Below are 26,798 nucleotides of genomic sequence, written 5' to 3'. Positions count from 1 at the left end.
CATTGGCTTTTTTGTTTGTTACAATGGTATAAAGTTCACCTTGAGATAAGGCTACTTCGTCAATAGCTAAATGAGTTCCTATATTTTCAGGATAAATAATCCATTGGTGAGCATGCTCTCTGGGTTTCCAGGTGTTAAACGAACTAAGATGTTTTTTATATTGTCTTTGTAGTTTTTTACCGTTGACCCCGAAAAATCCTCCAATGGTATGACAGTCTGTGGCGGTATCATCTATTAATTTCTTTTAAAAAAGATGCAAACTCCTGCGTCATTCGAGTTCCTTTAGCTACTAATTGCCAATCTCTTTTGATAATTTCCTTGGTATCTTTATTGGTCCAACGACGGTGTTTGATATGTAAATAGACTAACTTGCCTCGGAGTGGGAAGTCCTGAATAGTTATTTCGTCTAAAAAGCCTTTAGATACTAATGCTATAGTGTTAAATTCTTTAGGAGGTTGATTTTTTTCTTCAAAATACAGATGTAATGTTTCTTCTGAGTTATTAGCCGAAACCACTTCGAAGTATTCTACTAAAAAATCAGGAAGCATAAATTTTAAAAGTTCTATAGAGGTCATCAATAATTCTTATAAAGACAAAGTTCTTCTTTTTTTTAATATTCCTCCCCAAGTTTTGGGATTGATCCGCCTTTCTTTGAAAACCCTTCATCTAACGATGAAGGGTTTTTTGTTTTATAGCAATTTTTTATGTTTATATTTCCAATGTTATCTATTGATTTTTTTTAAGAATTTTAAAAAAGAGAATGACGTATTATAAATTTTAATCTTTAACGAAAAAACGCTGCAAAACCGAAGTCCTACAGCGTCATCCAAATAAATAATTAAAAAGGGTATTATTTCGATTTTAGTCCAATACGTAATATAAATTTATTATTTCAATCAATAATTGGATAAAAATCAAATATTATTCTAAGACCAATTCAGCTAAGGCTTCTTTGGTAAAACCTATAAGCTCTTTTGTTTTTCCTGATCTTATTTTGGCAGCCCAATTTGGATCAGAAAGCAAAGGTCTTCCAACGGCAACCAAATCAAAATCGCCTCGATCGAAACGCTTCGTTAATTCATCTAAAGAAGCTGGTTGCGAACTTTCGCCTGCAAAAGCTCCAAAGAAATCACCAGAAAGCCCAACAGAACCTACGGTAATAGTTGGCGATCCAGTTACTTTTTTAGCCCATCCTGCAAAATTCAAATCTGAATTTTTAAACTCTGGTTCCCAGAAACGGCGTTGTGAACAATGCAAAATATCCACTCCGGCATCAACAAGAGGTGTGAGCCAGGCATCTAATTCCTGAGGTGTTTTTGCCAATTTATAATTGTAATCAGAAGGCTTAAATTGAGAAAAACGCATGATTACTGCAAAATCATTTCCTACTTGTCTTCTAACTTCTTTCACTACTTCAATTGCAAAGGTATTGCGCTCCTTTATTGTTTTTCCACCATAAACATCAGTACGTAAATTAGTTTCAGGATTAAAAAACTGATCAATTAAGTAACCATGAGCACCATGAATTTCGATAGTATCAAAACCTAGTCTTTTAGCATCAGCTGCTGCTTTACCAAAAGCAAGAATAGTATTTTCAATGTCTTTTTCAGACATCGTATTTCCGTTATTAAAACCAGGTCGGTTTAATCCAGACGGCCCTTCAAAAGGAACTGGTGGTACCCAGCCTGAATGATGATTATCCATAATTCCCATGTGCCAGATTTGCGGTCCCATTTGACCTCCGGCAGAATGAACACCATCGATTATTTGTTTCCATCCCTTTAGTGCTTCCTCTCCATAAAAATGAGGCACATTAGCATCATTGGATGAAGACGGTCTGTCGATAACCGTACCTTCCGAAAAAATCAAACCTACTTCTCCTTCGGCTCTTTTTTGGTAGTAGTTGGCTACGTCATCCGTTGGAATTCCGTTTGGAGAAAAAGAGCGCGTCATTGGCGCCATCACAATTCTGTTTTTAAGATGTAACGACTTTAAATGGAACTGTGTAAATAAATTAATTGTACTCATGTGATTTTATATTTTTATTGATTTTCAGTTTTCTAAATTTGGTTTTTATCTCCAGCCTCCGCCTAATGCGCGATATAAATCGGTATTAGCAGCTAGCTGTTCTCTTTTAAGGTTTGCCAGTTCTAACTCGCTTTGCAGTAAATTAGCCTGTGCTGTGATTACTTCCAGATATTCTGCCATTCCGTTTTTGAACAACAAATTCGAATTTTTAATCGCTTGTTGTAATGTCTTTACTCGTTGCTGTAAAAAAGCCTGTTGTTGCTCTAATTTTTCCACTTTTACCAATGCATCAGAGACTTCACTAACCGCAACCAAAACAGTTTGACGGAAACTTAAAACAGCTTTTTCTCTTTCAACTTTAGCAATATTATATTGCGTTCTTAGTTTTTTACTGTTCAATAAAGGTTGAGTTAAACCTCCAACAGCAGTTCCAAATAAAGAAGCCGGTATGTTAAACCAACTGCTCGTTTCAAACGAATTCAATCCACCTTGGGCTGTGATTCTTAATGCAGGATACAAATCGGCTTTTGTGATTCCAACATTGGCATTCGCAACTTTCAGCGCTAATTCGGCACTTTTAACATCGGGTCTTCTGCTTACTAAGGATGACGGAATTCCGATTGAATTGTTATTTTTTAATTCTATAGCACTAAGAACAATACTTCTTTTTTTGGCATTCAGAAATGAACCTGTCAAAACACTCAAAGCATTTTCCTGAATAGCAATATTTTGTTCCAATAAAGGAACCAATTGCGCAGCAGTTAATTTCTGTGCTTCTGATTGCTGAACAGCTAACGAAGAAACCTGTCCCGAATCATATTTTAATTTGATGATATTGGTTGTACTGTCATTTAATTGCACATTTTTTTTAGCAATTTCAAGTTGTGCATCCAACATCAAAAGATTGTAATATCCTTTAGAAACATTAGCAACAATATTTGTCTGCAATGCTTTTTTTACTTCTTCAGACTGAAGATAAGTTGCAAAAGCTCCTTTCTTTTGGCTTTTGATTTTCCTCCAGATATCCGCTTCCCATGAAAGTGAAACTCCGGCAGAATAATCCTCAATATGTTTTATCCCTAAAGCCTGATTCAGGTTCATTCCTGTAAAACTATTTTCAGACGGACGGTTGATGCTCGCATTTACAAATAAATTAGCCTGCGGAACATTTCCCCATTTTGATTGTGAGAATCGATATTGTGCAATTTCGATGTTTTTGGTCGCAATCTGTAAATCGTTGTTTCTTGTCACCGCACTATCAATTAGCTGAACAATATCTTTTTCTGCAAAGAAATTTTTCCACTCCAAATCACCAATACTTGCAGTGTCTTTTGAAACTGATGCACTCCTGAATTTTTCAGGAAATGCATCTTTAGGAGTTTCAATATCTTTCGAAACTTTACAGGATATTATCGTGCTGATCAAAATAGCGACCATCACAATTTTGGTTATATACTTTTTCATTTTTACTTATCGTAATTAATTTTCTGAACAATTGTCTTTTCTGTCATCAAGATCTTTTGAAACTTTATAAGACAGGTACGTTATGCTGATGATGATTGCTATCAGAATTGTTGTGATATAATTTTCCATTTTTATTTTCCTGGTTATGAATTACAGCCAGCGGTTTTCCGCTAACTTTTTCCTGTAAATATTGGAATACGATGAATAATACCGGAATGATGAACAAACCTAAAATTACTCCCGAAACCATTCCTCCGGCAGCACCAATACTAATCGAATGGTTACCCTGAGCCGAAGGACCTTTGGCACTCATCATCGGAATTAATCCAACAACGAAAGCCAGTGACGTCATAATAATTGGACGTAAACGCAGTTTTGCCGCATCGATTGACGCTTTGACTAATGCCTGACCTGATTTCCTTTTTTGTACCGCGAACTCTACAATCAGAATCGCATTTTTAGCCAATAATCCAATAAGCATTACTAAGGCAACCTGAACATAAATATTGTTTTCGATTCCCGTTAAACCAATGGCTGCAAAAACTCCAAAGATTCCTGTAGGTATTGATAATATTACCGCTAAAGGCAAAATGTAACTTTCATACTGAGCTGCAAGCAGGAAGTAAATGAATATCAAACACAACAAGAAAATCGTTGCCGATTGCCCTCCTGAAGAAATCTCTTCACGGGTTTGCCCTGAAAATTCATAACTATAGCCCGAAGGCAGTTGTTGAGCCGCTACTTCTTCGATTGCTTTAATCGCATCTCCCGAGCTAAATCCGGGTTTCGGAATGGCATTAATCGAAATTGAGTTAAACAAATTGTATCTCGACACCGTTTCAGAACCATAAATACGACTTAGTTTCACCAACGTATTGATCGGAACCATTTCGCCATTTTTGTTTTTTACAAAAATCCTGTCAATTGATGATGGGTCTGCCCTATCCTGAACATCAGCCTGAACAACCACTCGGTAATATTTACCAAATCGGTTAAAATCAGATGCTTGGGCACTACCAAAATAAGCCTGCATTGTTTGCAGAATATCTTTTACTTTAACTCCTAACTGATCGGCTTTTTCGTCGTTGATATCCAATTGCAATTGAGGATAATCGGCTTTGAAAGAGGTAAAGGCTACAGCAATTTCGGGACGTTTCATTAATGCTCCGATGAACTCCTGAGAAATCCCACTAAACTTATCCAGTTTCCCTCCGGTTTTATCCTGTAACACTAAATCTAAAGCTTCAACATTACTAAAACCTGGAACGGTTGGAAAACTAAACACGAAGAAACTTCCACCAGAAATTGAGCCTAGCTTTCCACGAACCTGATTCATGATTTCGTCTATATTTTTAACTTCTCCACGCTCTTCATTTGGTTTCAGCAATACGAAAACTACTGCCGAAGACGGACTTGTCGAATTAGTCAATAAGTTAAAACCTGAAATCGCTGTTACAAATCGGGAAGCATCCAGAGCTTTCAAAGTATTTTCAGCCTCAGTCATCACTTTTTGTGTTCTGTCCAAAGATGTTCCGGAAGGAGTATTTACCGCAATTGCAATAAATCCCTGATCCTCTGTTGGGATAAATCCGGCAGGAGTTGTCTTAACCATCAAAATAGTAACTGCTGTAATTAGAGCCAAACCGCCTAAACTCAACCATTTTTTTCTGATTAAAAATTTCAATCCGCCAACATAACGATTGGTTAAAGAATCAAAGCTGCTGTTGAATGCATTAAAGAATTTTTCTTTAAATCCTTTTTTCTCATAAGGTACGTCATGACCATGAGCTGCGTGATTGTCTTTCAAAAATAAAGCTGCAAGAGCCGGACTTAGTGTCAAAGCGTTTACTGCCGAAATTACAATTGCAATCGCCATCGTAAAGGCAAACTGGCGATAGAAAACTCCTGTAGAACCTTCCATAAAACCAACCGGCAAAAACACAGCAGCCATTACCAATGTAATCGAAATGATAGCACCCGTTATTTCGTGCATTGCTTCGTGAGTAGCTATTTTTGGCGACAGCCGTTTGTGTTCCATCTTGGCATGAACGGCTTCGACCACCACAATGGCATCATCCACCACAATACCAATTGCCAGAATTAAAGCAAAAAGTGTTAGAAGGTTGATCGAAAATCCGAATAACTGCATGAAGAAGAACGTTCCTAAAATTGCTACAGGCACTGCAATGGCAGGAATTAAAGTAGATCTAAAATCCTGAAGGAAAATAAATACCACAATAAATACAAGGATAAAAGCTTCTAATAAAGTATGTTCAACCTGTTCGATAGACTGGTCCAAAGATACTTTTGTACTATAGAAAATATTGTGTTTTATACCTTTTGGAAAATCTTTAGAAGCCTTTTCCATCATTTTATTAATCGCAATCTGAATGTCATTTGAATTAGAACCGGCCAATTGAATAACCCCAATTACCACTCCTTTTTTACCATTCAAACGCGTTAAACTGTTGTATGAGTAAGCACCCAATTCCACTCTAGCCACATCCTTTAATCGAAGGACTGAGCCATCAGCATTTGAACGAATAGCTATATTTTGATAATCTTCCGGCTTGGTCAGTTTTCCTTTGTATTTAATTACATATTCAAAAACTTCCTTACTTCTTTCTCCAAATTTCCCCGGAGCTGCTTCCAAACTTTTATCCTGAATGGCAGCCATCACTTCGTTTGGCGTTACATTATGAGTGGACATTTGTGTTGGATTCAGCCAAACACGCATTGAATAATCTTTTACACCACCAAAAATACTGGCAGCACCCACACCCGGAATACGTTTGATTTCAGGAATGATGTTAATTTGAGCATAGTTGGCAACAAAAGTCTGATCGTATTTCGATTCATCATCGGTATACATACCAATTGCCATGATGAAAGAGTTTTGCTGTTTAGCCGTGATGACTCCTTGCTGAACAACCTCAGCAGGCAGCTGACTTGTAGCCTGAGCCACCCTGTTCTGAACGTTTACAGCAGCCTGATCGGCATCCGTACCCAATTTAAAGAAAACCGTAATAGCTAAAGTACCATCGTTACTCGCCGTTGAGCTCATGTACGTCATATTCTCGACACCATTGATAGATTCTTCCAGCGATGGTGCTACCGAACGTAAAACCGTTTCGGCATTGGCTCCCGGATAAACCGCCGTTACCAAAACCGATGGCGGCGCTATATCAGGAAACTGTTGTAAAGGCAGTTTTGTCAATCCCAGTACACCTAATATCACCAGCAAAATGGAGATTACGGTTGCCAGTACGGGTCTTTGTATAAATATTTTGAACATTTTCGCGTAAATTATTTTTTATTAATTAATTGAGCAATCTTAGTATCTCTTGATTTCTCAGGCTGAATCAGCTGTCCTTCCTGAAGTTTATCGATACCGCTTAATACAATTTGGTCACCCGATTTCACACCGTCTTTAATCAGATAGTTGGCGCCACTTTTTCCGACAACAGTAATTGGTGTTTTAGTAACCTTATTTTCTTTATTTACAGTAAACACAAACACTTTATCCTGCATTTCAATCGTAGCCGATTGCGGAACCAAAATAGCATCGTCATGTTCCAACCCTAAACGGATTCTTCCTGTATTTCCGGAGCGTAAAGTCCCGTTTGCATTTGGGAAAGTGGCTCTTAAAGTAATCGCACCGGTTGTTTTATCAAACTGACCATCAACCATATCAATTTTTCCTGTTTGAGGATAAGCATTATTATCAGCTAATATTAAAGAAACAGGAGGTAGGTTTTTGATTTTAGCACCAATGCTGCTTCCTGCATATTGCGATTTGAAGTTGATAAAGTCGGTTTCACTTAAAGAAAAATAAGCATAGACTTCACGAACATCCGAAAGCGTAGTCAAGGCTTCAACATCGGTTGCAGCAACTAAACTTCCTTGTTTTTTAGGCAGTCTGCCAATGTAACCACTTACCGGAGCAGTAACATTAGTATATCCTAAATTGATTTTAGCCGAAGCCACCATTGCTTTTGCCTGCTCGATATTGGCAGTAGCAATTTTTTTAGTCGCTTTTGCCGTTTTTAACTGATAATCCGAAACTACTTTGTTTTGTACCAATGGAGTCAGTTTATCAACTTCTAACTGGGCGTTGATTAGCGCCGCTTCTGCCGCATGAAGATTAGCCAAAGCATTGTTTAACTGCTCACGAAAAGGGCGTTCGTTTATTTTAAACAAAGTTTGTCCTTTGCTCACATAAGCACCTTCGTCTACTAAAACGCGGTCCAGGTTTCCACTTATCTGCGGACGGATTTCTACATCAACTGTACCTTGGATAGAAGCAGGATATTCAGCATCAGTTGTAGTACTTTCAGTTGTTATTGCCGCAACAGGAAGTTTTGGAGCTTCCGGAGCCGGTGGCGCGGCATTTTTATCAGCACAGCTAATAAAAAATATAACGATTAAGCTTAAAAGAGTCACTTTTTTCATAATTGGAATTTGATTTAATTGGATCTTGGATATTATACTTGTATTTGGAATAAACGTTTCAGAATTCATGCTGTTTTGTATTTAAAAGTTAATAATTTGCTATAGCTTTAATTCTGGAATAATCGTTTCAGAATCAATGCTGTAATTTAAAAATTAGGTATGCGTATTCGTAATTATTTCTGAAATAAACGTTCCAGAATTTGACTAAAAAAAAGCCGTTATTTAAAGATATTTTTTATCAGAAACTCTGACATTTTTTTGATTTTGATGGGATTTCCATGAAGGATATAGGCTTGTTTCCAACCCGTAAAAGAAGTTGCAATATATTCAGCCATAATTGCTGCATCTTCTGAATTATCCATTTCCCCATCATCCATTGCTTTTTGAACTATTGTAGTCATATATTCAATGAAAACTTCATTTTGTTTGCTCATTAAATTTCTGACCGTACAATCATCGGGAGCAATTTCAAAAATTGTTTTGATGCCCAAACATCCTTTTTCACAGGAAACAATCCAGGCAGCTTTATCAGTAATAACTTTGATTAATGCTTGCTTAGCCGATGTTTCTTTAGCGACTTTTTCTTTCAATTCACACATGGCCTGATCAAAATAATTGCCAATGCACTTCATGAATAATTGGTGTTTGTCGCCAATGGTGTTGTATAAACTACTTCTGTTGATCTGCATTGCATCCACAAGGTCTTGCATAGAAGTAGCATTATATCCTTTTTCCCAAAAGACATTCATTGCTTTTTCTATTTTTTCGACTTCGTTAAATTCTACACAGCGAGCCATCAGATTTAATTTTTACTCTGCAAATGTAAAACTTATTTCTGGAATAAGCGTTTCAGAATTGAATATTTTTTTCAATTTTTTTCTAAAGAGCTGTTTTTATGAACTGAATCAAGATTTAAAATTATTATTCATTTTATCATATTATGCGCCAATTTTATCTAAAACAGATAAACGAGCTAAATGTCGCAAAAAAGACATCCCTCAGAGACAACCATGAAAAATACTGTAAAACAAAGCCTTAACACCGTTTTTAAAAATAATTTTCTTCATTTTTTTTGTAGAAAACAATTAAAAAAATAACTATGTATAACAGGATAGAACAGGACACTAATAAAATGTTAAAATTCTAGCTTTGAGATAACCAACCATAACAATTTTTATTTATGAATTTTAAAACTTTACTTTTCAAACAAGTACCCAAAGCACTGATGCTCTGCGGACTTGCATTGAGTTCCGGGAATGCCAATTCCCAAACTCTAGCCTTTCCAGAGGCACAAGGATTTGGTAGATATACTACCGGAGCCAGAGGGGTCGCAAATCCAAAAATTTATTTGGTAACTAATTTAAATGATAGCGGACCAGGTTCGTTTCGTGATGCGGTAAGCCAGGAAGGCCGTTTTGTTATCTTTAAAGTGGGAGGGATAATTAACACTCTATCCCAAATTGTCGTAGCGAAAAATACCACCATTGCAGGACAAACAGCAACAGGAGAAGGAATTGTACTTTTAGGTGCCAAAGTAACATTTACAGGTTCCAGTAATACAATAGCGCGTTATCTTCGTATTCGTTACGGATCTACTACTCAGGGTCAGGATGCATCCGGTTTAGCAAATGGGGCAAACATGATTTTTGATCACATGGCTTTTACCTGGGGAACTGACGAAGTTTTTTCAATTAACTGGGACAGCAAAGGCACGAGCCCTGACAATATCACGATTCAAAATTCAATTATTGGTCAGGGATTACACCGTCACAATCACTCAGCCGGAGGTTTGATGCAGCCTTCAGGGGGGAAAATAAGTTTAATTGGAAACTTATACATCTGCAACAAAACCCGTAATAACAAAATAAAAGGAATTAATGAGTTTGTCAACAACGTTGTTTACAACTGGGGGAATTACGGCAACACCTATGGACATGCCGAATCTGGAGAAGCTTACATCATGGGTGGTGATTCTGCAGGAAGTTCAGATGTAAACATTATCAATAATTATTTCATTGGTGGTCCAAATACAAGTACTACTGTTGGAACACCTTTTAGTCGTGGAAATGACAACTTCTCATTATATGGAGCAGGTAACTATTTCGATAATAACAGAAACGGAATATTGGATGGAACTTTAGTTCCTCAGGATTTAACAGGATATCCTACGGGAGATGCGTCTACAATTCATTCAACTCCTTATGATTATCCAATGAAAAACACAACTTTATCAGCGCAGGACGCTTATGATAAAATTGTGGCAAGTGTAGGACCATCCTATCCAAGACGCGATCAGGTTGATAATTTAATGATTTCTGATTTAAAGTCGAAAGGAACAGTCGCTACTTATGTTTATGTTCAAAGCGATTTAACAAGCAAGTTTGGTTTTATTAATGGCGGCGCCGGACACGTTTACGGAGCTCCATCCCCTTTAGACACTGACAACGACGGTATGCCTGATGCATGGGAAGATAGTAATGGCCTAAACAAAAACAATGCTAATGATGCCGTTGCTTACAGCACCACTTCGCCTGAATATTTAAACATTGAAGTTTACATAAACGGATTAATCAATACTGTACCGCCTGATTTTGTAATTCCTCCAACAGCAATTACTTTCTCTGCCACTTCAGTTGAAACACCAACTCCATCAAGCAAAGTAATTTTAACTTGGAAAGACAATTCAGATAACGAAACTAATTTTGTAATTGAGCGTTCACTAGATGGAACGAACTATACACAAATTGCCCAAGTTGGTGCTAATATCACTACTTATACTGATAATAATTTAGTTCCAAACACTAAATACTATTATCGTGTTAAAGCGACAACTGCAACTGAATCTTCCAGTTATAGTGATGTGAATTCCCTTACCACACCAGCTATACCTTCAGCTCCTACAAAAGCAGCTACTCCAACTCCTGCAACAGGGATGAATGCAGTAGAGTTGACAAATGGCACTCTGGCTCTAAAATGGACAGGAAGTTCAAATACAACAACTTATTCTGTTTATTTCGGTACTGATCCTGCCAATTTAGCAAAATTAGCTGATGTGGCTTATGTTGCAGCTCCAAGTTATACACTTACCGGTTTAAGTCCGGAAACAACATACTATTGGAGAATTGATGCTACTAATGTTAAAGGAACAGTGGCTGGAGATATATGGAATTTCCGCGCGCTGAATCCGGAACTTGTTGGTCATTGGCCTTTTAAAGAAGCAGCAGGAGATGGAGAACAAATTGCAGATGTTTCTAAGTATGCCAATGATGGTCAATTAGATGCTTCTTTCGATAATGCTACTGTTAGGGTAGCCGGAAAAGCTAACAATGCACTCGATTTTGCAACATTTTTACCAAATAAGCAAATGGTGACTATCCCTCATCAGGACAATCTTTTATTCGATAAAAATTCATTTTCTGTTTCTTTTTGGATGAAGGCTGACGCCAGTCAATTACCTGCTACTTCAACCTTGAGTTCTTATATATTATGCAAAGGTTCGATGACAAAAAACGCTGCGACAGGTGCAACGGGCAGAAGATTTAATGTAGAAATTAAAAGTAATCAATTCCGATTTGCTATTGATGATGATAAAACTAAAACAGAACTTAATTCAACATTAGCAGCAACTAGTTATTTTAATTCAAATTGGGTACATGTAGTTATCATTAGAGATGTTACTGCGGCAAAACTGAGAATATATACTAATGGAGTTTTAACAGGTGAGAAGGCTGATGCAACAGGAACAGCTGTAGGTATTGGTGAACCAACTGATTTAGTAATTGGCAATATTGGAGTCCTTGAGTTGTATGCCAATACTACTCCTGCACCTTACAAAGGAAAAATAGATGAGTTAAAAATGTTTAACTATGCACTGACAGCTGCTGAAGTTGCAACAATATACAATACAACTCTAATTAATTCGCCGTCCAATGTAACATTCGAGACGAATATTGTACCAATACCAACTCCTTCAAGCAAAGTAACTTTAAACTGGACTGACAATTCAAACAATGAAGCCAATTTTGCAATTGAACGTTCATCAGACGGGCTCTCTTTTGCACAAATAGCAGAAGTTGCGGCTAATACAATCACTTACACCGATACTAATTTAACAGCTAACACCAAGTATTATTACCGTTTAAAAGCTACTAATAAAACGGATGCTTCTGCATATTCAGAAGTATTTAATGTAACAACACCAATTGATGATGACAATGACGGTTATTCCAACACCGATGATTGCAATGATAACGACGTTACTGTTCATGTACCAATCATGTATTATGTAGATGCCGATAAAGATGGATTCGGTTCAACTGAAACAGCAATGGTATGTTCATCAGTCGCTACGGAAGGTTATGCAACAAATAATACCGATTGTAACGATAATGACGCAACTGTTCATGAGCCTATTCTGTATTATGTAGATGCGGATAAAGATGGATTGGGATCAACTCAAACAGCAATGCTGTGTTCATCAGTCGCTCCTGAAGGTTATGCGACAAATAATACTGATTGTGACGACACCAATGCAGTTCAACTGACCGCATCGATTCCTGATGCTTATGCCATTAACAATCAGCAAAAAAACACTATTTATGTAGGTTATGGAACCGGACTTTTAAATATAAAAGTAATTCCAGCAGGTGGTACAGCTCCTTATTCTTATGTATGGAGTACCAACCAAACTGACCAGACAATCGCAGTATCCCAAGCAGGAAGCTACACGGTAGTAATAACTGATTCTAAAGGATGTCAAACTTCAGCTTCTATTGATGTTAATGCAATTAATGTACAATGTGGTAATTCAGGTGATAAAGTTATGGTTTGTCATAATGGTCAGGAAACTTGTATCAGTTCAACTGCAGTTCAGGCACATTTGAATCATGGAGACAAATTGGGAAGCTGCAATAATACTCCAGCCAATAGTATTACTGAAAATGTTGTAGTTTTCCCTAATCCGGTTACAACTGTTTTAACTGTTAAGGTTGATGCCGTTTATGAAGGAGCAGAACTAGTACTTTATGATGTTTTATCAAGAATAGTGAAATCAGAACCTTTAACAAGTACTATGCAGCTGATGTTAATGAGTGATTTATACAGAGGAATTTACTTTTTACATGTTAAAAACGGACAACACTATACTGTAAAATCCATAGTTAAAAAATAAGGATTTGATTCCAATGTAAAGTAGTTTTCTACTAATAAGTAAGCCATCTCAAAGAGATGGCTTTTTTTAAATCAAGTAAAAAATATTATTTATTGAATAGTATCTTTTGTCTCTTCTAAATCTTCTGTTTTGCGTCCTATTTTTATTTTAGGATTGTCTTTGTTGCCGGTGATTGTTAATGGAATTCCAAATATTCCAAGTGGAGGTAAACCTAATCTCATTTTAAGATTTAGTCTTCCGTCTAAACTGGTTGTTCCTTCAATTCGAGGTCTGAATCCGGCAAATTTAAACTTGAATCGTTCTATAGTAATAATGTTATTCTTAATAGAACTTTTAATGTCAACCTGATTTAATTCAGGATTTTTAATGCTTTCTTTAGAAGTTTTTCTGGCAACGCTATTGAACATTTTCAAGCCATACATTTTAACGTTTTTAATAGAAATAACTCCTTTACCTGATAAAGAGGGTAAAACAGGTTCCATATTAGCATTTAATCTTCCTTTTAAGTTGTAATCTAAAGATATTATTCCTTGAGCTTTTTCAGCCGCGCTGGCCATTTCTCTGAATAATTTAACTTCTTTATATGCGCGTTTTATATCAAATTCATTTGCTTTAATATGATAGTTAAATTGAGCATTTTTAGTATTGACACTTTTATAATTGGCATTCATGGACACGTTACAGCCAATCAGGTTAAAGCCTGTGTTGTCCATAGTCAGCACTCCATTTTTCATTTTTAATGTTCCGGTAGCGTTCTGAAAATTCATGCCGTTAAAATCCACTTTTTTAGCATTGGCTTTAAAACGTAAATCCAGATTTGAAGGAATCACAATAACTCCTGTTTCTGATGTTGGCTTATTAGGAGCTGTTGTAATTGCTGTGTTAGATGTTTCTTTTTTTGTTGGTTCCGACATAAATTCATCAGCATTGATATAATCAGAATCTAAGGTGAAAGCACCTCGTAATACACCATTTTTAGTAGCAATAAAATTAAAAACATTCTGTAAATAACCATTCATCTTAAAGTCAGATTCACCATAAGAAGCTAAGAAAGTATTGAAACTCATCTTGTCTTGCCTGAATTTGAAAATTCCCTGTTTGACTAAGAATTTCTGGGGTAAATATTCCGAAACAAATGCAATATTTTTGATTTCGAGTATACCGCTATTTTTTAATTTCGAATAGTTTCCTTTTTCGGCATCACTCTGTTTTCCTTTTAGCGCTAAATCGGCTTTGATGTAACCATTAACATCGAGTCCTTTTTGTGAAAAAACCTTATAGATTCTGCCAATGTCCAAAGTTCCTTTAGCATTGATATCGTATGAAAGATTGTCAAAATTATTCAGATTTGCTTTTACAAAAACAGGTTCTCCTTCAAAAGTAAACTGAGCCGGTTTTAAAACAACTTTTAAATCTTTGAAAGTTCCTTTCGGATTAGAAATAGTCGAAACAATTTCGATATTGCTGATTGGGTTTGGATAATATTTTGTTTTCAGATAACCATTATTTAAATTGATTACAGCATTTGTAACAGGAAAAGTTCCTTTTTCTTTGTCGAATTTTCCTTTTGCAGTTCCGTCGGCAGTTAAATTACCCTTTAATTCTAAGTCAGGAATTCCAAGTGCGCGATTCAGTTTTTCTAAATCAATTTTAGCATTTAAATCCGCATTTATATCTAAAACCTTCGTCCCAGTACTGTATAATTTCGCTTTTAGAGTTTCTCTATCAATGTTAAGTGAAAGATTTTTCAGGTCAACAATCAATAAATCAGGATTTAATGAAGGTAATTGCGTAGAAAAATCAACATTCAGATTGTTAATTGTAGCAGGACTTTGATTGTAGTTTACGCTTCCGTCTTTTACTTTGAAATCCAATTCAAGATTTGGCGCTATATTTTTAGATGCAATATAATTCCCTTTTAATGACAAATTGAAATCGGTTTTTCCGTCTAATTTTGTTTTATCCAACCAAGTGATGAATTTTGGAGGAAAAGCGGTAAAGAAATCATTCAGATTACTGTTGGTTGTTTTAAGAATAAAATCCATGTTGTAGCCTTCTTTAAGGAAGTCAAATTTCCCTTTAAAGTCAACTATCAGGTTGTTTATTTTTAAATCGTTTTGTTGGAAAATAAAAGAAAGCGAGTTTACATTTACCTTGGTAATTAAATCGGCATTTACTTTTTTATTCATTAAATAGGGTTCATTGTCGTATAAAACATTGAGTTTTTCAATTTTTGCTTTAGACGATAAATCAAAAATGGCTTTGCTTAAATCGCCTTTTCCTAAATAGTTGAAACCAAAGATGTCAAAATGTAATTTGGTAGACAAATCATCGTAAACAATTTTAGAGTTTTCGATTTCTATTTTTTCCAGTTTTAATGAATTGTCTCCATCTTTTTCTTCGGTTTTAGCTTTTTCAGATTTATAGACATTGTAGTTGGCAAAACCTTCTTGGTTTACTTTTACATTAATATCCGCATCGGCAAGAAAGATTTTGTCAATATTAATCGAACTACCAAATATTAAACTGGAAACATTAATTCCAAAGGCAATTTCTTTAGCAGTAATCAATTTTTCATTCTCAAAAGGTGCCGAACCATTTAATTTGAAATTTTCTAAACTTACTGTCAGTGACGGAAAGTGATTAAAAAATGAAATATTTGATTCAGAATAATCCAGTTTTGCATTCAGTTTTTGATTGGCTACTTTTTTAATTTCTGCATTGATTTTATCAGCAAAAACATAAGGAGCAATAAACAAAAAGGCTAATATACTGGCTATTGTTATTCCTGTGTATTTTAAAATTTTAAGAAAAACAGCTTTCTTTTGAGGCATGATGATTTATTTATAGAATAAAATTAAAACGAATTTTAGGATGATATTATTATCCGTGAACGGTTTCGTCTTTACCGTAGTTAACAATGATGGAAGTTTCATAATCTATCCATTCCTTCCAGCGTTTGTCTACATCAACATTGTCAGCATATTTTCGGGCAAAACCTAAAAAAGTAGTATAATGGCCTGCTTCACTAATCATTAAATCGCGATAGAATTTAGCTAGTTCCGGATCTTTTATGTTTTCTGATAGGACTTTAAAACGTTCACAACTTCTGGCTTCAATCATGGCTGAAAAAAGCAAACGTTCACACAAAGCATCATTACGGCTTCCGTCTTTTTTCATAAATTTAAAAAGTTCGTTTACGTAGCTGTCCTTGCGTTCTCGACCAAAAGTAAGCCCTCTTTCTTTAATCAGGTCGTGAACCATTTTGAAATGTTCCATTTCTTCCTGAGCTATTAAAATTAATTCATTAACTAATTCTTCTTTTTCAGAGTTTTGGGTAATCAAACTGATGGCGTTAGAAGCTGCTTTTTGTTCGCACCAGGCGTGGTCGGTTAAAATTTCTTCGATATTCGATTCTACGATATTGACCCATCTTGGATCGGTGGCTAATTTTAATCCTAACATGATTTTGAATTTAGGTTACAAAATTAAGTTTTTTGCCTTGTATTCTATTATATTTTCGACCTTTGCTGTTATTTTACCGTTACTTTACCGCATTTTTACATTCAATGAATCAGAACAGACGCTTATTAATTATCGGATTTGTATGGCCAGAGCCAAATTCTTCGGCAGCAGGTGGGAGAATGATGCAATTAATTTCATTATTTCAAAAGCAGGGTTTTGCAATTACTTTTGCAAGTCCGGCGCAGGATAGCGAATTTATGGTTGATTTATGTCAATTTGATGTTGCGAAGCAAACGATACATTTAAATTGTTCCAGCTTTGATGTTTTTGTTAAAGAATTAAATCCGTCTGTTGTTTTGTTTGACCGATTTATGGTTGAAGAGCAATTTGGTTGGCGTGTGGCCGAAAATTGTCCCGATGCTTTACGAATTTTGGATACCGAAGATTTGCATTGTTTGCGATTAGCAAGACAAAAAGCATTTAAGGAAAAGCGGGAGTTTCAAACTCAGGATTTATTAGTTGAAGAAGTAGTGAAACGTGAAATTGCCAGTATTTTGCGTTGTGATTTGTCGTTGATGATTTCCGAATATGAAATGGAATTGCTAACTACGGTTTTTAAAATAGATGCAAGTTTGTTATATTATTTACCGCTTTTATTGGAGTCGAATTTCATTTCCGATATAGACAAATTATCTGCTTTCGAAGAACGTACAGATTTTGTTTTTATTGGTAATTTTCTTCATGAGCCTAATTGGAATGCGGTTCAGTATTTGAAAGAAACGATTTGGCTGTTAATAAAAAAGCAATTGCCGGAAGCTGTTTTGAATGTTTATGGCGCTTATCCTTCGCAAAAAGTATTGCAATTGCATAATGCTAAACAAGGTTTTTTAATTCAGGGGCGTGCTGAAAATGCTAATGAAGTGGTTCAAAAAGCTCGTGTAGTTTTAGCTCCTTTGCGTTTTGGTGCAGGAATTAAGGGGAAGTTACTGGAAGCCATGCGATGTGGAACTCCAAGTGTGACTACTTTTATTGGTGCTGAATCGATGCAGGACAATTTAGATTGGAATGGTTTTGTAGAGGATCAGCCGGAACTTTTTGCTGATAAAGCGGTAGAATTGTATCAGGATAAAGACCTTTGGTTACAGGCTCAAAAAAACGGAATTGAAATAATTAATCAGCGTTATTTGAGAACTTTATTTGAAAATGATTTTGCTAAACAAATGGAGTTTTTAGTTTCTAATATAAAGCAACACAGATTGAATAATTTTATGGGTGAGTTGTTGCAACATCATACTTTAAAAAGTACAAAGTATATGGCAAAGTGGATTGAGGAGAAGAATAAATAGTTGATTGAAATTTTATAAATGTAATTTATGGGAAAGGAAACATTAAATAGTGGAACAGTTATTCAAGTTACATTAAATCATAATCTCGGTTATACTTTTGTAAAGGTCATTAATATGTGTGATTTTTCAGAATATGATTTATCAACTACATTTCACCTAATTATTTACTCTTACAATTATATTGTTCAAAAAGAAGAAGATTATAGGGAGGAAGATTTTTTAAAGGCAGAACCTTTAGCAGGCCCCTTGTTTGTAGATGATATATTGTGGGCAATACGTAATAAAAAATACAAAATTAAAGGAGAAATTTCATTACGTGAATATGAAAAAAAACTGCCTTCGTTTAGGGGTTTTTCTGCAATGGTTTTTAAAGATCATTATTATGAAGATGAGGCAACCCATTGGGATTATTTTGAAAATGGAACTCCTTTTAAATGGATTGTTGCTACTTACGATCAGGTGAAGCATTTAGAAGATAACACGGCACTTGATTATGAAGCCATAGAAATGCGTTTGTCGATGGAGTTTTTATACCGTTCAGGTAAGAATATTAAGGATTACTATAAATTGGAGGATTGGGAAGAATTGTCGTTATACAATAATATGATTTACAAAACGCCATTTAACGAAGTTCCAGATGAATTAAAAGGTTTGGTAAAAAAAATATAAAATTTTTCGCTTTGAAATTTTAGCATGAAGGATGGAAGTGGTATCCTTTTATGGATCTCGTTTTTTAAAGAGAGGAATAAAAGATATAGCGTACAGCCCGACCGCGCTGTAACGTCCCGATAATTATCGGGAGTGGAAGCGGGGACATGCCTAAAAATAAAAATCCCGTTCTGATTTTCAAAACGGGATTTCTATTATAAACAACCAAGTTATTATGCAAGCATAGTCACTGGATTTTCAATGTATTGTTTTAATGTTTGTAAGAACTGAGCTCCGGTTGCTCCATCGATAGTACGGTGGTCACAAGCAAGAGATAACATCATAGTGTTTCCTACAACGATTTGTCCATTTTTAACTACTGGTTTCTCAACGATTGCTCCTACTGAAAGGATAGCTGAGTTTGGTTGGTTAATGATAGAGTTGAATTCAGTGATACCAAACATTCCAAGGTTAGAAATAGTAAAAGTACTTCCTTCCATTTCTGAAGGTAATAATTTTTTGCTTTTAGCTCTTCCAGCCAAATCTCTTACACTAGCACCAATTTGAGATAAACTCATACCATCGGTAAAAGGTAATACAGGAACAACTAAACCGTCTTCAACAGCAACAGCAACACCAATATTTACATGGTAGTTAATTGTTATTGCATCAGCAGACCATTGTGAGTTGATTTTTGGGTGTTTTTTCAAAGCTAATGCTGAAGCTTTAATCACCATATCATTGAAAGATACTTTTGTATCAGGAACCGTGTTGATAGTAGCTCTTGATTTCATAGCTTCATCCATAGATACTTCGATTACTAAGTTGTAATGAGGTGCAGTGAATAAAGATTCTGATAAACGTTTCGCAATGATTTTACGCATTTGCGAATTTTTGATTTCTTCAGTAGCAATTTGTCCTGCCGGAACATAAGGTTTTGCAGCTGGTGCAGCAGCATCTGCTTTAGCAGCAGGAGCAGCTTGTGGAGCGGCAGCAGCAGGAGTAAAGTTTTCGATATCGCTTTTTACGATACGTCCGTTTTCACCAGATCCTTTTACCTGAGTTAATTGGATTCCTTTGTCAGAAGCAATTTTTTTAGCCAATGGAGAAGCGATGATTCTTCCTCCGTCAGCAGGAGCTTCCTGAGCAACCGGAGCGGCAGCTACAGCAGCAGGAGCAGCTTTTGTTTCTTCAGCAGCAGGAGCAGCAGCTTGTGGAGCAGAACCGGCAACGAAACCGTCAGCGATTCCGCTGATGTCAGTTCCTGCAGGTCCGATGATAGCTAATAAACTATCAACAGGAGCTGTATTTCCTTCCTGAATTCCGATATATAATAAGGTTCCTTCGTTGAAAGATTCAAATTCCATTGTTGCTTTATCCGTTTCGATTTCAGCAAGAATGTCACCTTCAGCAACTGAGTCACCTACTTTTTTCAACCAGGTAGCTACAGTTCCTTCAGTCATTGTGTCGCTCAAACGAGGCATTGTAACAACGATAACTCCAGCTGGTAATGCAGCAGCTGGTTGAGCAGCAGGAGCTGCTGTTTCTTCTTTTTTAGTTTCAACTGCAGCAGGAGCGGCAGCTGCTGGCGCAGCACCTCCAGCTAATAAAGCTGAAATATCTTCACCTTCGTTTCCTATGATTGCTAATAATGAATCTACCGGAGCAGTTTCTCCTTCAGCAATACCAATGTGTAAAAGAGTTCCTTCGTTGAAGGATTCGAATTCCATCGTTGCTTTGTCAGTTTCAATTTCCGCAAGGATATCTCCTTCGCTTATTTTGTCTCCTACTTTTTTAAGCCAAGTTGCTACCGTTCCTTCCGTCATGGTATCACTCAAACGAGGCATTGTAACTTTTATCGCCATAATATTTTTATAGTTTATGAGGTGTAAATGGATAATCTTCTTGTGCGTAAACTACGTCATATAATTGTTCAAGTTCCGGATATGGAGAAGATTCAGCAAAATCAACACATTCCTGAACTAAACTTTTCACTCTTTCGTCGATAGCTTCGATTTCAGCTTCTGTAGCGTAGTTTTTCTCTTTGATAATATCCAAAACTTGAGTAATTGGATCTATTTTTTTGTATTCTTCAACTTCTTCTTTAGTACGATACAATTGAGCATCAGACATAGAGTGTCCTCTGTAACGGTACGTTTTCATTTCTAAGAAAGTTGGTCCGTCACCACGACGTGCTCTTTCGATAGCTTCGTGCATTGCTTCAGCAACTTTTACCGGATTCATTCCGTCAACAGGTCCACAAGGCATTTCGTATCCTAAACCTAATTTCCAAATATCAGTATGGTTAGCTGTTCTTTCAACAGAAGTTCCCATTGCATATCCATTGTTTTCAACAATAAATACTACTGGTAATTTCCATAACATAGCCATGTTGAAAGCTTCGTGTAAAGAACCCTGACGAGCAGCACCATCACCAAAATAAGTCATAGTAACTCCTCCTGTATTGTTGTATTTGTCTCCAAAAGCAATTCCGGCACCTACAGGAATTTGAGCTCCTACAATCCCGTGACCACCATAAAAACCGTGCTCTTTTGAGAAGATGTGCATAGATCCACCCATTCCTTTAGAAGTTCCAGTTGCTTTTCCAAGTAACTCAGCCATAACGCGTCTTGGGTCTGTACCCATACCAATTGGCTGAACGTGGTTTCTGTAAGCAGTAATCATTTTGTCTTTGGATAAATCCATTGCGTGCAATGCTCCTGCAAGTACAGCTTCCTGACCATTATATAAATGAAGAAAACCTCTAATTTTTTGTTGGATGTATAACGCAGCTAGTTTATCCTCAAACTTTCTCCAAAGTAGCATGTCTTCATACCACTTTAAATATACTTCTTTTGTAACTTCTTTCATCTCAAGTGTTCTTTTACTAAAGTTTTTATTGTGTTGTAAATTAGTATTTTTTGCAAATTCTTCATTTTAGGTCGAATTTGCGAAATGCAAAAATAGAACATTCCGACTAAGTACTAAAATTATAAAGCTAATTTTTAGTTTTATTAGAGCAGTTTTTTGTTAAATAATAAAGGGAGCAGGTTTTTTAAAGATTCAGATTTGTATATCTTTTCCTTTTCTCCCATGAAATAAATCGCTATCGGACTGTCTTGTTTTGTTTCGTATTCAGCTATAGATTGTCTGCAGGAACCGCATGGTGTAATTGGGACAGAGATTCCTGTTTCTTCTGGTGAAGCGGTAATGACAATTGAAAGGATTTTTGCATTTGGGAAATTAGAAGTAGCCTGATATAGAGCGACTCTTTCAGCGCATAATCCGGAAGGATAGGCGGCATTTTCCTGATTTGTACCTAAAATAATTTCGCCGTTATCCAATTCGATTGCTGCGCCAACTCTAAATTTTGAATAAGGTGCGTAGGCGTTTTTTTGTGCTGCAGAAGCTTGGTTGAATAGGTTTTGGATGTTGTTGGGTAATTCTTCGATGTTATTAAAGGTGAAGAATCTGTTAGAGATAATGATTTCTTCCATTTTATTTTAGAGTAAAAAAAATCCAAATTTCGTTAGTTGGAAATTTGGATTTTATATTGTCTTGTTTTTGAAATTAATATTGTTCGTATTTGTCACCAAAATTAAATGTTAGTGAAAAACGTAAGGTGTTTTCTAAAGGGTTTGGTATTTTTGAGGCCGAGAATAAGTAAGATACATCTACTTTTACAGAAGTGTATTTGAAGCCGGCTCCAAGAGAAAAGTATCTTAATCCGCTTTTACTAATATTCTCATGGTGGTAACCTAAACGCATTGAGAAAGCATCCTGATAAGAATATTCAGCTCCTAAAGAGTACATTACTTCTTTGAGTTCTTCTTTGAATCCGTCAGGGGCGTCTCCTAATGATTTGAAAATTCCGGAAACCCAGCCTGTTTTTCTGTAATCTTCATTAGATAAGTTGAAGTCGGTTGCATCAACCACACCGTCTCCATTCATATCTTTGCCTGAATAAACACCATTGTTGTTTTCTACTTTAGGCGTAGGTACAAGAAGTTTGTTTAGTTCAAGGTTGACTCCTAGTTTGTTATAATCGTCCAGGATGAAGTCAAATCCTGTTCCTAGTTTTAAATTGGCGGGAAGGAAGTTTGCGCTTATTTCGTCGTTATCATAACTTAGTTTAGGGCCCAAATTTTGCATGTTAAAACCGGCTCTCCATCTGCCGTTAAAGTTTTTATATGCAATTTCTTCTGATTGATAAAAGCCTGCTACATCAATTGCAAATGAACTTGCAGCTGTAGCGTCGTTGTTGTTGACTGCAACTTTTAAATTAGAATGAATGTATCTTGCGCCAACTGCCATAGAGAATTTTTCACTTAATTTAAGTGAGTACGAACCATCTAATGCAAATTCATTTGGAGAAACAATAGGAGGGTTAGGGTCTGATGCGTCCTGTCTTAATTCAATTTCTCCAAAACCAAAATAACGAATGCTTCCGGCAAAGGCACTTCTGTCTGAAATTTTGTTGTAATAAGTAGCCTGGCCTAATGAAATATCATTCGCTAAGCCTGTTAAATAGGGGGTGTAACTGGCGCTAAGTCCTTGTTTGTCTGTTGCAAAAGCATATTTGGCCGGATTCCATTGCTGAGAAAATGCATCAGCAGAGGTGGCGACACCAATGTCGGCCATACCTGCGGACCGGGCATCTGCACTAACAGTCAGAAATGGAACTGCTGTAGTTATAGGTCTTTGTTGTTGTGCCTGAATAAGCAAAATGGAAAACAAAGAAAGGGTTGAAAGTATTGTTTTTTTCATTGGTTAGTGGAAAATTGATTCAACAAATATACTGTTTTATTAAAAAGTTGCAAGTTTTCTCTTTAATGCTTTATGAAGGGAAATGTGTCGTTTTTGTTTTTTTGTTTTTTTGACGTCTAATTCATTGTGACTAAATATAACTATTAATTCTTATTAATATTGTGCTAAATAAGATTTTGTTGCTGCATTTTTGTATAAAAAACGGATCAATAAATGTCTTTATGTATTGGATAGTAAGGAGATATTTAATAAAAAACTTAAAAGGCTAAAAAAAAAGCGTTAAGTGTGCTAATAAATAATAAAAAGTATAAATTTGCGTTAAATTTGATTATAGTAATAGTTTGTAATTGTTGACATAAGTGTTGAGAGTTTATCGTTAATGATTATATTGCGCCCCATAATATTACCTTATGAAGAGTATGAAAGTAAATAAAATTACATTTTTTCGATTAGTTTTATCACTAATTGTTGTTTTAGGATTTGCCAGTTGTAGTAAAAAATCCAGTTCTAAAGGCTCTTCAAGAGCTACAGGATGGAATGTGGACAATAAGACAGCGGCTAAAAAGCAGGAAGCAGGTCCGGGTTTGGTTTTTGTAGAAGGAGGAACTTTTACCATGGGTAAAGTACAGGATGATGTTATGCATGATTGGAATAATACCCCTACTCAACAGCACGTTCAATCTTTTTATATGGATGAAACTGAGGTTACCAATTTTATGTATTTAGAATATTTGGATTGGGTAAAGTTGGTTTTTCCACCTGATGAATATAAGGAAGTTTATGATGGTGCTGTGCCTGATACTCTTGTTTGGAGAAACAGGTTAGGGTATAATGAAACTATGACTAATAATTATTTAAGACACCCTGCTTATGCTGAATATCCGGTAGTAGGTGTTAATTGGATTCAGGCAGTTGATTTTGCAAAATGGAGAACAGATCGTGTTAATGAGGCTGTTTTAGAACGTAATGGTTATTTGAAAAAGAATGCGAAAACAGATGATGTAAATGCTGAGAACGCTTTTAATACCGAAGCTTATTTAATGTCTCCTTCAACTTCTAGAGGAGGAAGTGATGAAATCGTTTTGAAAAGAGGAAAAGGAAGAGCTGTAAAAGCTAAAGACGGAAGTACTTCAGAACAAAAAAATGTATATGCTCAACGTTCATCAGGAATCATTATGCCGGAATATAGGCTTCCAACAGAAGCAGAATGGGAATATGCTGCCGCAGCTGATGTAGGGCAAAGAGAATATAATATTTATAAAGGTCAAAAGAAATATCCTTGGTCTGGTGAGTATACACGTTCAGGAAAAAGACAAACTAAAGGAGATCAGTTAGCTAACTTTAAACAAGGTAACGGAGATTACGGAGGTATAGCAGGTTGGTCTGATGACGGTGCTGATATTACCAATGCGGTTAAGTCATATGCTGCAAATGATTTTGGATTGTATGATATGGCAGGTAATGTTGCAGAATGGGTTGCGGATGTTTATAGACCTATCGTTGATAATGAAATGAATGATTTTAACTATTTCAGAGGTAACGTCTATTATAAAAATAGCATAGGAAAAGATGGTAAGTTAGAAATGATTACCAAGGATAACATGAAATATGATACCTTGAGCAACGGTAAAATCATTGCCAGAAGTTTCCCAGGTCAAATTGCTCAGGTTCCGGTTGATGAAAAAGAGACCTACTTAAGACAAAATTTTGACAAGAGTAATAATATTAATTACCGAGACGGAGATAAACAGTCTTCTAAGTATTATAATTTTGGTTCTTCTGAGTCTGATAATTCTAAAGAAAAGGAAATTGAGAAAATGTACAATTCTCCTAAGCACAATGTAACAACGGATAGCTTAGGGAATATGGTTAGAAAATACGACAGATCTAGTAAAAGAACTACTTTGATTAATGATAAAATTAGAGTTTATAAAGGTGGATCTTGGAGAGATAGAGCGTATTGGTTAGATCCTGCACAAAGAAGATACTTTCCTCAGGATATGGCAACAGATTATATTGGATTTAGATGTGCAATGTCAAGAGTAGGTTCTAAATCAGATAAAAGAAAATCACCAAGAAATTAATTTCGAAAACATACTAGATAAAAGCCCTTTGATTGGGGCTTTTGTTTTTTTTAATCATTTTTATATGGATATCGGTTACATTCATAATTTGTTTTTAAAATCATCGGGAGTATCTATTGATACCCGTAAAATCGAGAAAAATTCAATGTTTGTTGCGATCAAAGGAGATCGTTTTGATGCTAATACTTTTGCACATGAAGCCCTTGAAAAAGGAGCTTCTTCAGTTATCATTGATAATAAAGATTATTATATTGATGATCGAACTGTTTTAGTAGATGATAGTTTAGTGACCTTACAGGAATTGGCTAAGTTTCATCGAAACTATTTAAAATTACCTATAATTGCTTTGACCGGTAGTAACGGTAAAACAACTACAAAAGAATTGATTAATGTGGTTTTGGCTAAAAAGTTTAAAACCAAAGCTACTGTTGGAAACTTAAATAATCATATAGGTGTTCCGTTGACCTTATTGTCTTTTAATAAGGAAACTGAAATTGGAATTGTAGAAATGGGTGCTAATCATCAGAAGGAGATCGAATTTTTGTGTGAAATTGCTCAGCCCGATTATGGTTATATAACTAATTTTGGTAAAGCACATTTAGAAGGTTTTGGTGGGGTTGAAGGTGTAATAAAGGGAAAAAGTGAGATGTATCAATATCTTGCTAAAAATGATAAATTAGCTTTTATTAATCTTGAAGACGCTATTCAGCTTGAGAAATCTAAAATTTTAAAACATTATTCTTTTGGTGTAAATAGAGAAAATGCTGATGTTGTGATTGCAGATATCAAAGCAAATCCTTTTGTGGAAGTACGATTTGATTCGCTTCAAATAAAAACACATTTAATTGGTTTGTACAATGCAAATAATGTAAATGCAGCTTTAACGATTGGAAAGTTTTTTGAGGTGGATAATGAGGCTATAAAAGCAGCTTTAGAAAGTTATATTCCGGAAAATAATAGGTCTCAGTTGTTGACTAAAGGAAGTAACGAAATTATTTTGGATGCTTATAATGCAAATCCAAGTAGTATGGCGGTTGCTATTGCTAATTTTTTACAGCTTGAAAAATCAAATAAAATAATGATTTTAGGAGATATGTTTGAGTTAGGAGACGAAAGCCATAAAGAACATGAAGCTCTGGTGAATTCGTTGATAAATGAAGCTAATGTTCAATGTTATTTTGTGGGAAAAGCTTTTTATGAGTGCCAGATTCCAAAAGACAATTTCCATTTCTACGAAAGCTTCGATTCTTTTTCAGTTGGTTTAAAAGATGTGAATTTCGAAAACAATACAATTTTGATAAAAGGTTCTCGAGGTATGGCTTTAGAGCGTACTTTGGATTTTTTGCAATAACAAAAAGTATCACATAATAAACG

At 35.6% G+C, this 26,798-nt stretch carries 18 protein-coding genes; 5 read left to right on the top strand and 13 right to left on the bottom strand.

Going from position 1 to position 26,798, the window contains the following annotated elements; all coding sequences use genetic code 11:
• Positions 1 to 78: 78 nt before the first annotated feature.
• The 7 genes from BLR17_RS16495 to BLR17_RS11850 all read right to left on the bottom strand — a co-directional run bounded on the left by BLR17_RS16495 (position 79) and on the right by BLR17_RS11850 (position 8,741).
• On the bottom strand, positions 79 to 231 hold the full coding sequence (locus BLR17_RS16495; RefSeq protein ID WP_169817172.1) for a hypothetical protein: 153 nt from the start codon (positions 229 to 231) through the stop codon (positions 79 to 81).
• Positions 228 to 578 (bottom strand): ISAon1 family transposase N-terminal region protein, encoded by a 351-nt coding sequence (locus BLR17_RS11875; protein WP_066329533.1) that lies wholly within the window; start codon positions 576 to 578, stop codon positions 228 to 230. Before BLR17_RS11875 ends, BLR17_RS16495 begins: the two co-directional genes overlap by 4 nt.
• 343 nt (positions 579 to 921) lie before the next feature.
• Positions 922 to 2,028: an NADH:flavin oxidoreductase gene (locus BLR17_RS11870; protein ID WP_066329532.1), complete on the bottom strand. Its 1,107-nt coding sequence runs from the start codon at positions 2,026 to 2,028 to the stop codon at positions 922 to 924.
• A gap of 45 nt (positions 2,029 to 2,073) precedes the next feature.
• Positions 2,074 to 3,492, bottom strand: a complete 1,419-nt coding sequence (locus tag BLR17_RS11865; RefSeq protein ID WP_066329530.1) for a TolC family protein — start codon at positions 3,490 to 3,492, stop codon at positions 2,074 to 2,076.
• 64 nt (positions 3,493 to 3,556) lie between these two features.
• Complete coding sequence (locus tag BLR17_RS11860; protein WP_066329527.1) at positions 3,557 to 6,787, bottom strand: efflux RND transporter permease subunit; 3,231 nt, start codon at positions 6,785 to 6,787, stop codon at positions 3,557 to 3,559.
• Between the two features lie 11 nt (positions 6,788 to 6,798).
• Positions 6,799 to 7,944, bottom strand: coding sequence for an efflux RND transporter periplasmic adaptor subunit (locus BLR17_RS11855; RefSeq protein ID WP_139068400.1), 1,146 nt, complete (start codon positions 7,942 to 7,944; stop codon positions 6,799 to 6,801).
• 218 nt (positions 7,945 to 8,162) lie between these two features.
• Positions 8,163 to 8,741 carry a TetR/AcrR family transcriptional regulator gene (locus BLR17_RS11850; RefSeq protein ID WP_066329521.1) on the bottom strand — a complete coding sequence of 193 codons (579 nt, stop codon included), beginning with the start codon at positions 8,739 to 8,741 and terminating at the stop codon, positions 8,163 to 8,165.
• A 383-nt stretch (positions 8,742 to 9,124) separates the two neighbouring features.
• On the opposite strand from BLR17_RS11850, the gene BLR17_RS11845 reads away from it, so the two are divergent.
• Positions 9,125 to 13,114 carry a LamG-like jellyroll fold domain-containing protein gene (locus BLR17_RS11845; RefSeq protein ID WP_083189535.1) on the top strand — a complete coding sequence of 1,330 codons (3,990 nt, stop codon included), beginning with the start codon at positions 9,125 to 9,127 and terminating at the stop codon, positions 13,112 to 13,114.
• Between the two features lie 89 nt (positions 13,115 to 13,203).
• Here the strand turns inward: BLR17_RS11845 and BLR17_RS11835 are convergent, their stop codons facing one another.
• Both BLR17_RS11835 and miaE read right to left on the bottom strand, forming a co-directional pair.
• Positions 13,204 to 15,948 carry an AsmA-like C-terminal region-containing protein gene (locus BLR17_RS11835; RefSeq protein ID WP_066329518.1) on the bottom strand — a complete coding sequence of 915 codons (2,745 nt, stop codon included), beginning with the start codon at positions 15,946 to 15,948 and terminating at the stop codon, positions 13,204 to 13,206.
• 49 nt (positions 15,949 to 15,997) lie between these two features.
• Entirely contained in the window at positions 15,998 to 16,579 is a 582-nt protein-coding gene (gene miaE, locus BLR17_RS11830) for a MiaE family protein (RefSeq protein ID WP_066329516.1), read from the bottom strand.
• A 104-nt stretch (positions 16,580 to 16,683) separates the two neighbouring features.
• On the opposite strand from miaE, the gene BLR17_RS11825 reads away from it, so the two are divergent.
• Together BLR17_RS11825 and BLR17_RS11820 are read left to right on the top strand one after the other, a co-directional pair.
• Positions 16,684 to 17,925, top strand: coding sequence for a glycosyltransferase family 4 protein (locus BLR17_RS11825; protein ID WP_066329513.1), 1,242 nt, complete (start codon positions 16,684 to 16,686; stop codon positions 17,923 to 17,925).
• Positions 17,926 to 17,952: 27 nt separating this feature from the next.
• Positions 17,953 to 18,594, top strand: coding sequence for an Imm26 family immunity protein (locus BLR17_RS11820; protein ID WP_066329510.1), 642 nt, complete (start codon positions 17,953 to 17,955; stop codon positions 18,592 to 18,594).
• A gap of 212 nt (positions 18,595 to 18,806) precedes the next feature.
• On the opposite strand, the gene BLR17_RS11815 is transcribed toward BLR17_RS11820, so the two are convergent.
• From BLR17_RS11815 to porV, 4 genes are all read right to left on the bottom strand, one after another.
• Positions 18,807 to 20,438 (bottom strand): dihydrolipoamide acetyltransferase family protein, encoded by a 1,632-nt coding sequence (locus BLR17_RS11815; protein ID WP_066329507.1) that lies wholly within the window; start codon positions 20,436 to 20,438, stop codon positions 18,807 to 18,809.
• Between the two features lie 7 nt (positions 20,439 to 20,445).
• Positions 20,446 to 21,444, bottom strand: coding sequence for a pyruvate dehydrogenase (acetyl-transferring) E1 component subunit alpha (gene pdhA, locus BLR17_RS11810; protein ID WP_066329503.1), 999 nt, complete (start codon positions 21,442 to 21,444; stop codon positions 20,446 to 20,448).
• A 143-nt stretch (positions 21,445 to 21,587) separates the two neighbouring features.
• Positions 21,588 to 22,070: a cytidine deaminase gene (gene cdd, locus BLR17_RS11805; RefSeq protein WP_066329501.1), complete on the bottom strand. Its 483-nt coding sequence runs from the start codon at positions 22,068 to 22,070 to the stop codon at positions 21,588 to 21,590.
• Between the two features lie 73 nt (positions 22,071 to 22,143).
• Entirely contained in the window at positions 22,144 to 23,340 is a 1,197-nt protein-coding gene (porV, locus tag BLR17_RS11800; protein ID WP_066329498.1) for a type IX secretion system outer membrane channel protein PorV, read from the bottom strand.
• Between the two features lie 419 nt (positions 23,341 to 23,759).
• Between porV and gldJ the strand changes: the two genes are divergently transcribed.
• Together gldJ and BLR17_RS11790 are read left to right on the top strand one after the other, a co-directional pair.
• The gene (gene gldJ, locus BLR17_RS11795) at positions 23,760 to 25,424 is read left to right on the top strand and encodes a gliding motility lipoprotein GldJ (RefSeq protein WP_066329490.1); all 1,665 of its coding nucleotides are present in this window, start codon (positions 23,760 to 23,762) and stop codon (positions 25,422 to 25,424) included.
• 64 nt (positions 25,425 to 25,488) lie between these two features.
• A complete protein-coding gene (locus BLR17_RS11790; protein ID WP_066329488.1) occupies positions 25,489 to 26,775 on the top strand; it encodes a UDP-N-acetylmuramoyl-tripeptide--D-alanyl-D-alanine ligase in 1,287 nt (428 codons plus the stop codon).
• The last annotated feature ends 23 nt before the right edge of the window (positions 26,776 to 26,798 follow it).

This window comes from Flavobacterium glycines (genome assembly GCF_900100165.1).
In the GTDB taxonomy this organism is placed as follows: domain Bacteria; phylum Bacteroidota; class Bacteroidia; order Flavobacteriales; family Flavobacteriaceae; genus Flavobacterium; species Flavobacterium glycines.
The sequence above is the reverse complement of the archived record's forward strand: the minus strand, read 5'-3'. Positions and strand labels throughout refer to the sequence as shown.